This is a genomic window from Paraburkholderia sp. MPAMCS5 (assembly GCF_036016995.1).
Lineage (GTDB): Bacteria > Pseudomonadota > Gammaproteobacteria > Burkholderiales > Burkholderiaceae > Paraburkholderia.
Genome location: NZ_JAYXBK010000012.1, coordinates 78241 through 93612 on the forward strand (window position 1 = coordinate 78241; position 15372 = coordinate 93612).

Below are 15372 nucleotides of genomic sequence, written 5' to 3' on the forward strand. Positions count from 1 at the left end.
TCACTGGAGACCTGAATGAGCTTTCCGTATTTTCTGCGGCGCGCAGCGTCTTTTTGGGGCGATGTGCCGGCCGTGATCCATCGCGATCGCCCGCTGACTTACCGGCAACTGGAAGCGCGCTCGAATCAGCTCGCGCACGCGCTCTGCGCGCTCGGCCTGAAACGCGGCGATCGCGTGGCGGTGCAGTCGCGCAATTGCACGGAGCTTGTGGAGATCGAATGTGCGCTGTACAAGGCCGGTCTCGTGAAGGCGGCGCTCAATCCGCGCTTCACGGCCGCGGAGGCGTCCGGCGTGGCGGAAAACTGCACGCCGCGCGTGCTGATCGCTGGCCGGGGCTACACGGGCTACACGCGCGCGACGCCGGGCTTCGGGAGCGTGGAGACGTTCATCGCCCTGGGAGGCGCGAGTGGTGACGTCGAAGGCTACATCGACTACGAGGTCCTGCTCGCCGAGGCATCCACGCAGGCACTCGAAATCGTCAGTCACGCAGACGATCTCGCGGTGCTGCACTTCTCGTCGGGCTCGACGGGCAAGATCAAGGCCGCGATGCAGAGCTACGGCAACCGCATGGCGTCGCTGCGCAAGCTGCTGATGGGCATGGACACGCAGCCGCGGCCCGGCGACCGGCTCGCGCTCGTCGGGCCGATCACGCATGCTTCGGGCATGCTCATGCAGCCATTCCTCTACTGCGGCGCCACGCTCGTTCTGTTCGACACATTCGAGCCTGCGCAATTTCTCGCCGATCTCGAACGTCAGCGTGTCACGCATGTGTTCATGGTGCCCGCCATGATCAACATGCTGCTGAACGAACCCGCGCTCGCGCGCACCGACTTGAGCGCGCTGAAATCGCTCTCGTATGGAGCTGCGCCGATGGCGCCCGCGCGTATCCAGGAGGCCTGGACGCGTTTCGGCCCGATTCTTTCGCAAGGCTATGGCGCGAGCGAGTCGACATCGGGCGTCACGCGTCTCAGCGTGGCGGATCACGCCTACGCCATCGCGCAGCGGCCCGAGCGTCTCGCGTCGTGCGGACGGCCCATCGGCGAGACCGAAGTGTGCGTGATGGGCGAAGACGGCAGGCCGCTCGCGGCGGGGGAGGTCGGTGAGATTGCGGTGCGCGGCGAAGACGTGTTCAAGGGCTACTGGGGCGAGCCGGAACTGAGCGCCGAAGTGCTCGTGAACGGCTGGTTAATGACAGGCGATCTCGCGCGCACCGATGAAGACGGCTACTTCTACCTCGTCGATCGCAAGAAGGACATGATCATTTCGGGCGGCTTCAACGTCTACCCGACCGAGGTCGAGGCGGTGCTTTACCAGCATCCCGATGTGCTCGAAGCGTGCGTGTTCAGCGTGCCCGACGAGCGCTGGGGCGAAGGCGTGAAGGCGGCTGTGGTGCTCAAGCCGCGGCGCACGGCCAACCAGGACGCGCTGGTCGCGCATTGCCGCGGCCTGCTCGCCGACTACAAGCTGCCGCGCTCGATCAGCTTCGTCACCGAACTCCCGCGCAATGCGAGCGGCAAGATCGCCCGCAAGATCGTGCGCGAACAGTACTGGAAAGACTCGGACCGGCGCATAAACTAAGGAATTCAGATGATGTTCGAACACGTAAGCGACCCCGTATTCGACGCCACGCGCGACAGCATCCGCCGCTTCGTGGCAGACGAACTTTTGCCGATGGAGCGCGAACTCGGCCTCGATTCGGAAAGCGTCTGGCCAAAAGACGTGTTGCGGCGCGTGTGGAAGCGCTCCGCGGAACTAGGCTTCTACTCGGCCTGCCTGCCGGTGCAACTGGGCGGAAAGGGCTTTTCGATCCTGCAGCAATGCGCGTTGAAAGCCGACCTCGCGGCAAGCGGCTGCTCGCTCGCCATTCACGTGCTGGGCGATCTGGGTGGTCCGCCGCGCGTGGGCAACATGCTCAAGTACGCGACGCCCGATCAGTTGCAGCGCTATTTCATGCCGGTGATACGCGGGGAGAAGTCCACTTGCTTCGCGCTGACCGAGCCGCATTCGGGATCGGATGCGCAAAGCATGACGACCACGGCCGTGGCGGAGGGCGGCGATTTCATCGTCACCGGTCACAAGCACTACATCAGCGGGGCGCCATTTGCGGACTTCGCGATCGTCATGTGCGTGACCGACGCTGACACTACGCCGCCCGCCATCAGCGCGGTGCTCGTCGATCTCGACTTGCCGGGTGTGACTGTCGAACAGGAATATGTGCCGATGTCGGGCCAGCATATCGACGCGGATATCCGTTTCGATCATGTGCGCGTGCCGCGCGCCAACCTGTTCGGCGGCGCGGGCAATGGATTCAAGCTTGGTATGTCGCGCATCAACGTGAACCGGCTGCTGCATTGTCCGACGATGCTCGGTCTTGCAACCTCGGTCTACGAGGCATCGCTCGACTATGCGCGCAGCCGACGGCAATTCGGCGGACCCATCGCGCGGTTTCAGGCTATTCAGCACATGCTCGCCGACATGGCGGCGGCGCTGTGGGCCTGCGAAAGCATGATCGCGCAAACCGCCGCGCTGGCCGACGCCGGCGGCGATCTGCGCATGAAAGCCGCGGCGTGCAAGGTGTTCGTCTCCGAGCGCTGCTTCGAGATTGCCGACAAGGCCGTGCAGATTCACGGCAACGTGGGCGTCACGCGCCATCATCCCGTTGAGCAGGCGTTTCGCAAGCTGCGTATGTTCCGCATTTTCACGGGGACGAGCGAGATTCAGCGCAACACGATCGCGCGCGCGATTCTCGATCCCGGCGACCCCCGCGCATAGGCCGCGACTAGCACGGCAACTAGCAGAAGCAAAAAAGAAAAGATCGGAGACAAGGATGTCCGCATACGGCAGCGAATCGCGCAACTATCGGCCAGCACGCGCATGGTCGATTGCCATCATGCTCGCGCTGATGATGATGGTGAATTTTCTCGACAAGGTCGTGTTCGGCATGATTTCCGTGCCGATGATGCACGACCTGGGCCTCACGCCCACGCAGTTCGGGCTGATCGGCGGCAGCCTCAACTGGCTCTTCGCCATCGCGGCCGTGGCGGGCGGCATGCTGGCCGATCGCGTCGCCACGCGCGTCATCTTGCTCTCGATGGCGCTGTCATGGTCGCTGCTGCAATTGCCGATGCTCTTCGCCAGTTCGATGGCGGTCGTGCTCATCGCGCGCGTGCTGCTCGGCGCGGGAGAGGGGCCGGCTTCGCCTGTATCGCTGCACGCGCTCTACAAGTGGTTCCCCGATGAGAAGCGCGGTCTGCCTGCGGCCGTGCTCTACCAGGGCAGCGCGCTCGGGCTCTTCGTGGCGGGACTCGCCATTCCGCTCATCACCGCTCGCTGGGGCTGGCGCGCGAACTTCGCGGTGCTGGCCGCGCTCGGCCTCGTATGGTGCGCGTGCTGGCTCCTGCTTGGCGCCGAAGGCCCGCTCGAACGGCCGCGCGCCGAGCGCGACGCGCGGCGCGTGCCATGGCGCACGCTGCTGGCCGATCGCACCATTGTCGGCAACTTCTGCGGGCATTTCGCGGCCAACTGGGTGCTCGCCACGAGCCTCATCTGGATGCCGCACTACCTTCAGGCGGGCCTTGGTTTCAGCGCGGCGAGTTCGGGGCGGCTATTCGCGCTGTTCGTCGCCATTACCACGCCGATGGGTCTTGGGCTCGCATGGTTCTCGCAGCATCTGCTGTGCGCGGGTGTTTCGTCGCGCAAGGCGCGCGGCGTGTTCATTGCGATCACCCTCGTAATCGCGGGCGTGCTGCGCTTTGCGGTGTACCTGCCCGAACTCGGGCCGCTCGCGAAGGTGCTGATGCTCACGTTGAGCAGCGGCCTCACGTTGGCCATGTATTCGGTCGGCCCCGCCATGCTCAGTGAAGTCGCGCCGGAAGGACAGCGCGGCGCGGTGCTCGCGTTGAGCAACGCCATTGGTTCCCTGGCTGGACTGGCCGCGCCGGTGATCACCGGCGTGCTGATCCAGCATGTGCGCGGGGCAGCGGCCACGGCGCTCGGTTTCGAGCAATCGTGCGTGCTGTGCGGCTTCGTGCTGATCGGCTGCGGCATGCTGTGCGCGCGCTGGCTCGATCCGCAGCGCTCGCGTGAAGCGCTGCGCATGCCGCGTCCGCTGCGTGAAGCGCAAGCCGTTTCATCCTGAGCGCGGCTGCCGCCTCGCAACCGCTTTCCCCGCTTTCCCGCGCGGGCTTTCGAGTTCGCGCTTCTCCCGTTCCATCATCTCATGCACAACACGACCCCCTCATTGGCGCTGACGGATCTTCCCGTGCAGCGCGCGACCGACGCGACTCAGAAAGCCCATCACCGCGCGTTGCAGACGCTGCCTACCGACGACCCTCTCGATGTGGAGGAAGCCCAGCGCGGTTTCATCGGAACCATTCCCGATGCCGAGATTCGCGATGCCTATGGCCGGCTCGTCTGGAGCATGGCCGACTATGCGTTCCTCGACGACGCCACCGCGCCGCCCACGGCTCACCCGGCGTTGTGGAGGCAGGCGCGTCTGAATCGTTTGCACGGACTGTTCGAAGTCACGGCGCGCATTTATCAGGTGCGCGGGTTCGATCTTGCGAACATGACGCTGATCGAAGGCGATACCGGGCTCATCGTGATCGACCCGCTCACGTGCCGCGAGACAGCGCAGGCGGCGCTCGAACTCTACTATGCACACCGCCCGAAACGCCCTGTGCTCGCCGTGATCTACAGTCACAGCCATACCGATCACTTCGGCGGTGTGAAGGGCGTGATCGACGAGGCTCGTGTGCGCGCGGGCGAAGTCGCGGTGATCGCGCCAGCGGGCTTCATGGAAGAGGCCGTGGCGGAAAACGTGTTGGCTGGCACGGCCATGGAGCGGCGCTCGCAATTCCAGTTCGGCCAGACGCTGGCACGCAATGCCTGTTGCCAGATCGACGCGGGACTCGGCAAGACCATGCCGGCGGGCACGGTCACGCTGATCGAACCCACACAACTGATTCATCAGGATGCCGAAACACATATTATTGACGGCGTGGAAATCGTGTTTCAGCTCACGCCCGACAGCGAAGCGCCGGCGGAAATGCACTTTTTCTTTCCGCAACTGCGCGCGCTGAACGTGGCGGAGAACGGGACGCGCACGCTGCACAATCTGTGTCCGCTGCGTGGCGCGCAGGTCCGCAACGCAAAGCTGTGGTCGCGCTACCTCAATCAGGCGCTCGAACGCTATGCGGGTGACGCGGATGTCGTATTCGCACAGCACCACTGGCCCACATGGGGCACGGCGCGCCTCACACGTTTTCTCGAACAGCAACGCGACCTCTACAAGTATCTGCATGACCAGACACTGCGGCTCATGAACCGTGGCTGGAACGCCGCCGAAATCGCCGAGCAGATGACGCTGCCCGACACGCTTGCGGGCCAGTGGCATACGCGCGGCTATTACGGCACGGTGTCCCACAACGTCAAGGCGATCTACCAACGCTATCTGAGCTGGTACGACGGCAACCCCGCGCATTTGCACGCGCTGCCCGACGAGTTGTCCGCGCCGCGTTACGTCGAGTACATGGGCGGCGCGCAGGCGATGCTCGAACGCGCGCGGCGCGACTTCGAGCGCGGCGAATATCGCTGGGTCGCGGAGGTGATGAACCGTCTCGTGTTCGCGCAGCCCGCGCTGCGCGAGGCGCGCGAACTGGGCGCGGCGGCGCTGGAGCAGATGGGTTTTCAGGCGGAATCGGCGACGTGGCGCAACGCGTATCTGCTCGGCGCGCGTGAGTTGCGCGAGGGTCCGGGCGCAGGCGCCGGGCATACGCTGCGCAGTCACGATCTCGTGCGTTCGCTGAGCGACGGCGCGTTCTTCGATTACCTCGCTGTGATGATCGACGGCCTTAAGGCGCAGACACTCGACATCCGCATGGCGTGGCATTTCACCGATCGCAATGCGCGCTATGCGCTGTATTTGAAGCATGGCGCGCTCACCTGGTCCGCCACGCCGCATCGCGACGGACACGATCTGGGGATCGCCATGACGCGCGCCACGCTCGACCGCGTCCTGCTGGGCGAGACGCAGTTCGGCGCCGCCGTTGCGCAAGGCGAAATCGTGCTGGACGGCGCCTCGGCCTTGTTCGGCGCGTTTCTCAGGACGCTGGAAAAGCCCGGCGGGCGCTTTAACGTGGTCGAGCCTTGATGTGGCGGGTAAGTGGCCGACGAGGCATCGCATCCGGCATGCAGCCGGATGCGCCGATCAGAGCGAGGCGCCCGTCGCGCGAATACGGCTTTCAACGTCGGTGACGCCGTCGACCTTGCGCGCGGCATCGAGCGCGAGTGGAATCTGCTCGTTGTAGTTCACTGCGCCGGAGAGGGTGACGCGCCCGTCGCGCGCGGTCACGATGATGCGCGCGGAATTGAGGCCGCGAGTGCGCGCCAGTGCGTTTTCGACGCGGTGCGCAAGTTTGCGGTTCGCGGTTCTGGCAGCCCTGGCGTCGCTTGCGTCGCTGGCGGCGAGGCTCGTTCCGGTCGCCGATGAAGCTGGCGTTGCCGCCGGTTGTGCGTTTGCGTAGCCGCCTGGCACGGCGAGCATCGCCACGGCAGCGATACATGAGATGCGGATGGATAGTTTCATGTTGACATGTGAGTGCGAGGTACGAAAAGGCGGCGCAGGGCGGCCTAGAACCGTGTCATGAGCCCAACGGCCACGCCGGTTGTCGAGTTCGCGCCGGAGCGCATGCCCAGCCCGCCGATATTCAATGCGTCGGTTCGATAGGCGCCGGAAAAACCGTTGTAATCGACTTCCGCGTAAAGCTCGGTGCGTTTCGAGAGGTAGTACTCGGCCATGGCATAGGTCGTCACCTTGTGACCGTTGCCGGCCTTTGCGTTCGCGAGATGACGGGCGTTGTCGAAATAGGCCGCCGCGGTGAATTGCAGCGCGGGGGTGGGTACGACGAGAACGCCAATGCTCGGAATACGATCGCGCCGCGTGGGCGCGCCTTGCGTGGCCGCGCTCACGCTGAAGTCGGCATAACTCATGTAAAGGCGTGCGGGACCGAGTTGCAGCGATCCGCCTGCGTGAAAGGTCCGGGCCCATTGCGTCGCGGCCGCATTCCAGGTCTTCTGATACCCGAAGCCGCCCAACGCCGGGCCCCATTGATACATGGCGGTGGCGGAGACGTTCGTGCCCGAGCGCAAATTGCCGGCCGTGCCGCCCGGCGAGTAGCTGCCGCCAAAGCGGAAGCCACCTGCATGTCCGATGTAGCTGATCGTGTTGTTAAAGCGGGTGTCGTTGGTGAAGTAGTTGAAGAAGTAGAGCGCGTTCGGCTCGATTGCGAGCGACTGGGCCTGACCGCCGGTGGGGTCGACGAGCGTGGCGAAGTATTCGCTTGCGCTGACCTGGCGTCCGAAGGTGAGCCGTCCGAAGTTGCCGGTGAGACCGACGAAAGCCGCCTGCGAAAAGAGCACGCCCGCGTTCTTCAATGCGCCGGTTCCGCTGTTAAAGCCGCTTTCCAGCTTGAAGATCGCCGTGAGCCCGTTGCCGAGATCTTCCCTGCCGTAAAGGCCGAAACGATTCACCGCGAGAATGTTGTTGTTGAATCCGAATGCGCTGCCGCCTTTCTGGTTATTGACCCAGCGCACACCGCCGCCTATGTCGCCGTACAGCGTGACGCTGGATTGCGCATGGTAAAGACAGGGTGACAGGCCGCCCACCAGCGCGGCCAGAACGAACTTTTTCATTTGTCTCCTTCATTTGTTTTTATTTAATCAGGTATCCATATTTATTGCCGATGGCGGAAGCGTGTCGTGTCGGGACGATTGCAAGCGCCTTCACGTAGTGTGGAGCAGCAGGGCGCCATCGGCCATCAAGCGTCGGGAATACAAGCATTCCTTGTGGAAATGTCCGTGTAAACGCGAAGCCGCGCTGATTGTAGCCACGGCATGCCAGACAGCTATGGCCTTATGCCTGGCGCTGACTTGACGCTGCCGCCCGCGTCTTTCATTCTCCTGAGATCGCGTGCTGCCTGGCGCGGGCAATAGAGGGATCACATCGGAGACCGCATGCAGATGAATCGCCCTGTTTCTCGTTCGAATGGCGCGCCACGCGCGCTGCTCGCTTTTATATTCGGCGCGGCCTGTGCTTTTGCGCTCCCGTCGCGCGCGGACGCCCCACACGCAGCGGCAGTCGCAGCGAACGGCGGCGCGTCAGTTGGCGCGCAACCGGAGCACACGCTGCGCTGGAAGCTGCGCAATACACGCATGCTGATCCCGAGCGCGAATCTCGAACGGGCGCGCGAACCGCTCGCGCTGCCCGCCGGCCGGCCACTCGATCCGGACACCATCGCCTTTACCGTCGATGGCACGACGCTCACGCTCAGCGACTATCTGCGCCGCACCCGGACGGATGGTTTTATCGTCGTGCGCGATGGGCGGATCGTGCTGGAGCGTTACTTCGATGGCTTCGGTCCGCATCAGACGCACATGTGGGCGTCCATGACGAAATCCGTGACCGGCCTGCTCGCCGCGCAACTGATCGTCGCGGGTAAGCTTGCGCCGCAAGCGCCGCTCTCGACGTATGTGCCTGAACTCGCCGGCACGCCGTTTGGCAACGCGACGCTTCAGCAAAATCTCGATATGGAAGTCCCCGTGCGCTATCCGGCCGCGTTGCCACCGGACCTTGGGCTCTTTGCAGCGGTCGGCTTCGTGCCGCGCGCGAGCGGCGCGCCCGACAGCATTCATGGCTTTCTCAAAGTGGTACTGCCGTCGCCCGACGAGCGCGCAGGTGAGCGCTGGTACTACCAGAATGGCTCGCCTGAAGCGGTTGCATGGGCGATCCGGCATGTGACGGGCCAATCGTGGAGCGCGCTCGCGTCGCGTGAAATCTGGCGCAAGCTCGCCGATGACGACGCGGACATCGTCGTCGATCGAACCGGCACGGAAATGGCCAGTGGCGGTCTCAACACGACGCTGCGCGACGCCGCGCGCTTTGGTGAACTCGTGCGCCTGAGCGCGGCGGGCGATGACGCGCGCTTTCCTTCGAGCGCCACGCGTCTTGCGCTACAGCCGGCCTCGAATGCCGCGGCCTTCGCCAAGGGCAATCTCGCGCCGGGCCGTCCGGGTTACGGCTATCGCGACTACTGGTATCAGTTGAACGATGGCCACGGTAGCTTCGCGGCGAGCGGGCGCTTCGGCCAGGCGATAGTCGTCGATCCGCGCGCGCGTCTCACGGTCGTGAAGTTTTCATCGTCGCCCGATCAGGCCGCGCGCCCGACAAGCGCAACGGGCGCAGCGATCGAGCACGCGCCGCTCGATACGGCCGACGCGTTGCACCGTGCTGTCCTCGCCATCGCGAAAGCGGCGCAACGCGACGTGCGATAGGCGGCTGAACACGCATCCTTGTTGCTGATTGAGAGCAAGGCTGCCAGGAAGGATTTGCAGGCGACGCCATGCGCAAACCGCAGCGACTTTTGCGCGACGCAGTCTCAGGCCGCCCGATACCATGCAATGCCGTCGTCGTCTTCCTTAACGGTAGCTTTCCCGCGATTCACGAGGTAGTTCAGATGCGCGAGGCTTTCGCCGGTTGCCAGTCCGTAGGTCGATGCGTCCTCTGATGTGATGGCTCGGCTGAACAGTGCGCCGAACGTATCGACGGCCCGTCTTGGCTGCTCCCGCAACGTCGCGTGCAGCCGATCGAGCGCGTGTTGCTGGCTCGCCGCGAGCCGCGCAAGCCGCGCGTGCAAGCCGGTGAACGGTTGGTTGTGCGCCGGCAGTACCAGCACATCGTCGGGGACGCGCCGGCTGAGCGCGTCGAGCGAGGCGATCCATTCCGCGAGCGGATCGGCGTCGGGCTCGCCCGGCAGAACGGAGACGTTGGAAGAGATGCGCGGCAGCACCTGGTCGCCCGACACAAACAGCTTGAGCGACGCGCAGTAGAGGCAGGCATGCTCGGGCGTATGGCCCGCGCCGATGATCACTTCCCACTCGTGAGCGCCGATCGCGATGCGCTCGCCGTCGCGGATGCGCCGGTAGCTCGCGGGCAACCGGGAAAGCAGGCGGCCGAAAGTGCCGAAGCGATTTCGATAGCTTTCGAGCGTCGCGTCGTCCCAGCCGGCGCGACGATAAAACGCGATGGCTTCGTCCGGCGGGGCGTGCCCTGTGTCGCCGGCGAGCACGCGGCATTGGAGATATTCGGTGCGTGTCATCCACAGACGGCGGCCGGATCGGCGAGTGAGCCAGCCGGCCATGCCGACGTGATCGGGATGCAGATGCGTGACGATCACACGCGTGATGCCCTTCGCAAGCGGTCCTGCCAGCAGTGTGCGCCACGTCTCGATGGTGTCCTCGTTGCCGAGCCCGGTGTCGATCAGCGTGTGACCGTCGTGCTCCTCGATGGCCCAGACGTTGATGTGTGTCAGCGAATCCGAGGGCAGCGGGAGGCGCATCCAGCGCACGCCCGGTGCAATTTCGCGCGCTTCGCCGCGCTCCGGCGGCGTGCCGCAGGGATAAGCCAGGCCGTCGCCTGCGTCCCGTTGATTGGCGTCAGTCATCGTTGCTCGTCTCCTTTTGTCGAGTCTTTCGGTGTCGCGCATTTTGCGCGATGTCAATTTTTATCCGCGCTTCCTTATCGCTGTCCCCCGTCATTCAGGTAGGCCCATCCGGCTGCGGGGCATGCCGGGCACGCGTGCCGCCATCTTCACTTTGGCCATGCCGTCGATCGGCAGGCGTAACGCGCGGAAAGTGTTCGCCGCGGCTCACTGTCGTCGTCAGCCGCTGCAATGTCGTGCCGCGGTTTCGTGCCCTGTGCTTTCCAGCGGAAGGGAATCTCATCCGCGCGACGAGGGCGTCAATCCGGCTATGCCGCACGGGACGCGTCGCGGCCAGCCGCGCCGGACGGCCGCCCCCTGCAAGAAAGGGAGGGGAGGAACGTCCCGATGCCTCACTAAGATCAGTTCGCACGAAGTCACCCGGAAGCCGGGCATCAACAGCACGCTGTCGTCGCGAGATGGGGCGTGGTCTGATTCTCGATCCTTACCCCGGTTGCGCGGTTCTGTCCATCCAGACGATCGTGACGGGCAGCACGCCGGCGCAGCGCAAATGCCAGCTGCCGCGGCTCGCTAATGGCCCGAAGCGCTTCGCGCCCGTCTACAGCTAACCGGCGTCGCAAAGCATGCCCGAAGCCGCGGCGCGCGAGGCGGTACACGAAGCGGAACACGAAGCAGAACACGAAGCGGTGGACGGAAAAGTGGCCGCGCGCTCAACCGTCAATCAAGCCAGGAGCGAGACAACATGAAGACCTATGAAACCGTGGCTCACCTGCAACCCCTGTTGGGGGAAGTCGTGGGCTCCAGCGACTGGATCGTCATCGATCAGCAGCGCATCAACACATTCGCGGAAGCGACCGGCGATTTTCAATGGATTCACGTGGACCCCGAACGCGCCGCTGCGGGGCCGTTCGGCGCACCCATCGCGCACGGCTTCCTGACCTTGAGCCTGTTGCCGGTCTTCTCGCAGAGTGCTTTCGCCATCCGCCAGATCAAGCTGGGTGTGAACTATGGCCTGAACAAGGTGCGCTTTCTGAAGCCGGTGCCCGTGGACAGCCGTTTGCGCGCCCATTTCAAGCTGCTCAGCTTCGAGTCTCTCGACAACAAGGGCACGCAGATCATCTACGAAATGACGGTGGAAATGGAAGGCGCGGACAAGCCGGTATGCGTCGCGGAGTCGATCCTGCGCGTGTTCGATTAAGAGAAACGATCAAGCGAATCAATCGAGGAAGAGAATGAGCGAAACATCAACGATGCTCCTGAGCGAGCAGGAAGTCATGATCCGCGACGCGGCTCGCAAGGTGGCGCAGGAAGTCGTCGCCTCGACGGCCGCGCAGCGCGACCGCAATTGCGCGTGGCCCTCCAGCGAACTGAGGGCCGCGGGCGAACTCGGCTTTCTCGGCATGCATGTCCCAGCCGAGTACGGCGGTTCGGCCTTGACCTTTCCCGAATACTGTCTCGCCATCGAAGAGTTCGCCGCTGCGGACGCTGGCTTCGCCACCATCCTGCATGTCCACAACGGCCTCGCCGGGTGTGTGGCCCAGGCCGGCACCGAGGCGCAGAAGCGCAGGTATCTGCCGGACATGGCCTCAGGCAAGACCATCGTGGCGGGCCTGCTGACCGAACCGCAAGCGGGCTCCGATACCGCCGCCTTCCGTACCACGGCGCGCCGCGAGGGCGATCACTATGTGCTGAACGGCAGCAAGCAGTTCATCTCGAACGGCAACGAGGCGGGCGTGGGCATTGCCATCGCGGCCGTGACCGAGACGCCGGAAGGCAGGCTGGGGCCGAGCCTGTTCATCGTCGATCCGCGTGCGCCCGGCTACAACGTCACCCGGGTCGAGGAAAAGCTGGGCCAGCGTTCGGCCCATGTCGCCGCTATCCAGCTCGATAATCACCGCGTGCCCGTGGACAATCTGATCGGCGAGGAAGGCTCCGGCTACAAGCGGGTGATGGGCATGTTGTCCGAAGGCCGCATCGGCATCGCCGCCGTTGCCTGTGGCGTCGCCCGTGCCGCGCTGGAAGCCGCCGTGAAATACGCGAAGGAGCGCGAAGCATATGGCGGCCCGCTCATCAAGCTGCAAGGCGTCGCGTTCGACCTCGCCGACATGGCCACGCAGGTCGAGGTGGCTTACCAGTTCATGTTGCACGCGGCACGCCTGCAGGCGGCCGGGGTCCATTGCGCGAAAGAGGCGTCGATGGCCAAGCTGTTCGCCAGCGAGATCGCGGAAAAGGTGTGCTCGGACGCGATTCAGATCCATGGCGGCTATGGCTATCTGACCGACTTCCCGGTGGAACGCTACTATCGTGACGCACGCGTGACCAAGATCTACGAAGGCACCAGTCACATCCAGAAGGTCATTATTTCGCGTAGCCTCGCGGGCCGCTAAACGGCGAAAGGGATGCAATAGTGTCCGGGCAGCCGCGTGAATCGTGACCGATTGCCTCGGATCGCGCGATAGGGGTTCCCCTCGGGGCAGCTATGCTGCCCCCTGACTCTTTTTTGCGAGCGGCCATCTCGCTCCCGGCGTCTTGTGGTCGTGAGCATGACGCATCGGTTCTGAGCTGAATTCGCCGACGCACTCCTCGTCAGTACAGGCCACAAGGTCTTGCGCCGGTCTTGCGCCGCGACACGCAACGACGCAACGACGCAACGACCTCATCCGCATCGACATCGACAGTTGGTCGGTCACGCGAGTAGAGCGGGCTCGTCAGATTGGCAATGCTAAATATTGTAGGGAAGTAAGTGCACTGATCGGCTGGTACGTCCGACGTTTGCGGTCGCGATCGCCGCCATGAGCCGTCGGCGACGGCCCACAAAGGGATAGTCCCAGGGCAGGCGGGCTTTGACGCCAACGCCTTTCCAGGCGGGGCGTCGGCCCAACTTCCATGCGGATTCTAGCGGCGTCGCCGGCCGTTTCCCCTCCCCCCCTCCTCTTTCTATAGGGGAGGGGCGGCGGATCGCGATGCTAACTTGCTCTTGACTGTGCGGTGTCTTCGGGATGCATGACACGTTCTATTCCTCGTCATGGTGCCGCTTGTCATCCCGCGGGCGCGCGTGATCGATTCCGCGCAAGCGGGACGAATACAGGGGAAGGTAAAGGCGTGGCGTTGCTCTTCAAAAGCGCGCCGCCAATAAAGACAAAGGAGACAAGATGTTGCGCAACAACCAGAAGGCCCTGAGGCAGACGAGCCTGCCGCGCCGCACGGTGCTGGCCAGCCTGATCGCAGCCATGCTGCCGCTCCAGGCTTACGCATTCAAGATCGATACCGGTTCGACCGACTGGGACGTCAACTGGGACAACACCATCAGCTACAACCTGGGCATGCGTGCGAAAGGTATCGATCCGATGATCGGCAATAACCCGAACTTCGACGACGGCGACTACAAATTCCGTCACGCGGGCGACATCGTCACGAACCGGGTGTCGATCCTGTCCGAATTCACCGCCGCCTATCAGGGATACGTGGGTTTCCGCCTGTCGGGCTCTGCGTGGAAAGATTTCGCGTATGGCAGCGGCGACGTCACGAATCCGGGTGTCTATGCACCAGGCGTGACGTATCGCTCGTTGGGGTCCTATCCGAACGGAACCTACGGTTCCTTCACGAACCGCTACTACGTTCAGGGCGCGCAGCTGCTCGATGGATTCGCGTTCTACAACACGCAGGTCGCAGGCCGCGCGGTCTACCTGAAGGCCGGCCAGTTCACCGAATATTGGGGCAACTCGCTGCTCTCGCCGACCCAGGGCATTTCATACGCGCAGAGTGCGACGGACGGCATCAAGGCGCTGACCTCGCCGGGCACCACGACGAAGGAGCTCCTGCTGCCGCGTCCGCAGATCAGCATGACGGCGCAGCTCACGCCCCAGGTGGCCGTGTCGGGCCAGTACGAACTGGGCTGGACCTACAACCGGCTTCCAACCGGCGGGACGTACCTCGAAGCGAACGACGCCGCGGCCCAGGGGCCGTCGTATCTTGTCATTCCCACGCCAAGGTCCGCGGTGCTCGTGCCGCAAGGCAGCACGATCAAGCCGCCCCAGGTCGACAACAATTTCGGGTTGAAAGTCAGCTGGACGCCATCGTTCATGGACGGCGCAATGGGCTTCTATTACCGGCGTCTGGATGAAACCGCGCCGTGGGTGCTCACGAACTGGAAGGGCGGCGCGCCGACCGATTATCACCTCTCCTACAACCGTGGCGTCCAGTTGCTCGGCTACAGCCTCGACACGACGCTGGGCAGCGTCAGCTTCGGCTTTGAAGCCTCGTATCGTCACAACACGGCGCTCGCCACGGCGTTGAGCCCGGCCATTGCGAACCAGACCGAAGGCGCGAAGGGCGACGTGCTGAACCTCGTGACGAATGCCGTCGTGCCACTGTCGAAAACACCGCTGTGGCAGACGGGCACGCTGACGGCGGAACTCGGCTACACGCATTTGCTGTCCGTCACGCAAAACGCTCAGCTCTACAACGGCGTGGGCTACGCGGCATGTCCGAGCAACAACAAGTGGAACGGCTGCTCGACCAAAGACTATGTCGGCGCCGGTCTCGTGTTCCAGCCGCAATGGCTGCAGGTGTTTCCCGGTGTCGATCTGAGCATGCCGACCTCCATCACGGGCGGCCTTTGGGGCACCAACCCGATCAATCCGGGCTCGGGGGGAGGGGCACAGGGCTTCTTCCAGTATTCGATCGGCGTGCAGGCGCTCATCCGGCAGAAGGCGACCCTCACGCTCTCGTATATCGGCTACCACGCCCACGTGAACAAGACTGCGGTGACACCGTCCGGGCTGCCGTATGCCAGCACGGGCAATGGCCTGATCGATCTCAACGACCGTCCGTGGGTGTCGCTCGTCTTCCAGTCCTCGTTCTGAGGCACCAACAA

The 15372-nt window shown here is 64.1% G+C and carries 12 protein-coding genes; 9 read left to right on the top strand and 3 right to left on the bottom strand.

The genetic code is table 11. The features are described from left to right. The first annotated feature begins 15 nt into the window (after positions 1-15). The 4 genes from VOM14_RS23415 (at position 16) to VOM14_RS23430 (ending at position 6151) form a co-directional block, all read left to right on the top strand. Positions 16-1578 (top strand): AMP-binding protein, encoded by a 1563-nt coding sequence (locus VOM14_RS23415; protein ID WP_327631137.1) that lies wholly within the window; start codon positions 16-18, stop codon positions 1576-1578. 12 nt (positions 1579-1590) lie between these two features. After that, positions 1591-2772: an acyl-CoA dehydrogenase family protein gene (locus tag VOM14_RS23420; RefSeq protein WP_327631219.1), complete on the top strand. Its 1182-nt coding sequence runs from the start codon at positions 1591-1593 to the stop codon at positions 2770-2772. Between the two features lie 55 nt (positions 2773-2827). Next, entirely contained in the window at positions 2828-4138 is a 1311-nt protein-coding gene (locus VOM14_RS23425; RefSeq protein ID WP_327631138.1) for an MFS transporter, read from the top strand. A gap of 81 nt (positions 4139-4219) precedes the next feature. Next, positions 4220-6151, top strand: coding sequence for an alkyl/aryl-sulfatase (locus VOM14_RS23430; protein WP_327631139.1), 1932 nt, complete (start codon positions 4220-4222; stop codon positions 6149-6151). Positions 6152-6208: 57 nt separating this feature from the next. Here the strand turns inward: VOM14_RS23430 and VOM14_RS23435 are convergent, their stop codons facing one another. Both VOM14_RS23435 and VOM14_RS23440 read right to left on the bottom strand, forming a co-directional pair. Beyond that, positions 6209-6586, bottom strand: coding sequence for a BON domain-containing protein (locus VOM14_RS23435; RefSeq protein ID WP_327631140.1), 378 nt, complete (start codon positions 6584-6586; stop codon positions 6209-6211). A gap of 44 nt (positions 6587-6630) precedes the next feature. Next, positions 6631-7692, bottom strand: coding sequence for a porin (locus VOM14_RS23440; protein WP_327631141.1), 1062 nt, complete (start codon positions 7690-7692; stop codon positions 6631-6633). 321 nt (positions 7693-8013) lie between these two features. On the opposite strand from VOM14_RS23440, the gene VOM14_RS23445 reads away from it, so the two are divergent. Then, positions 8014-9330 carry a serine hydrolase domain-containing protein gene (locus VOM14_RS23445; RefSeq protein WP_442955577.1) on the top strand — a complete coding sequence of 439 codons (1317 nt, stop codon included), beginning with the start codon at positions 8014-8016 and terminating at the stop codon, positions 9328-9330. A gap of 104 nt (positions 9331-9434) precedes the next feature. Here VOM14_RS23445 and VOM14_RS23450 read toward each other — a convergent pair whose 3' ends face one another. Continuing rightward, positions 9435-10499: an MBL fold metallo-hydrolase gene (locus tag VOM14_RS23450; RefSeq protein WP_327631142.1), complete on the bottom strand. Its 1065-nt coding sequence runs from the start codon at positions 10497-10499 to the stop codon at positions 9435-9437. A gap of 455 nt (positions 10500-10954) precedes the next feature. Here VOM14_RS23450 and VOM14_RS23455 point away from each other — a divergent pair, with 455 nt between their 5' ends. The 4 genes from VOM14_RS23455 (at position 10955) to VOM14_RS23470 (ending at position 15361) form a co-directional block, all read left to right on the top strand. Further along, a complete protein-coding gene (locus VOM14_RS23455) occupies positions 10955-11104 on the top strand; it encodes a hypothetical protein (protein ID WP_327631143.1) in 150 nt (49 codons plus the stop codon). Between the two features lie 134 nt (positions 11105-11238). Continuing rightward, complete coding sequence (locus tag VOM14_RS23460; protein WP_327631144.1) at positions 11239-11694, top strand: MaoC family dehydratase; 456 nt, start codon at positions 11239-11241, stop codon at positions 11692-11694. Between the two features lie 52 nt (positions 11695-11746). Continuing rightward, positions 11747-12883: an acyl-CoA dehydrogenase family protein gene (locus VOM14_RS23465; RefSeq protein WP_327631221.1), complete on the top strand. Its 1137-nt coding sequence runs from the start codon at positions 11747-11749 to the stop codon at positions 12881-12883. A 765-nt stretch (positions 12884-13648) separates the two neighbouring features. After that, positions 13649-15361 carry a DUF1302 domain-containing protein gene (locus VOM14_RS23470; protein WP_327631145.1) on the top strand — a complete coding sequence of 571 codons (1713 nt, stop codon included), beginning with the start codon at positions 13649-13651 and terminating at the stop codon, positions 15359-15361. Positions 15362-15372 lie beyond the last annotated feature (11 nt).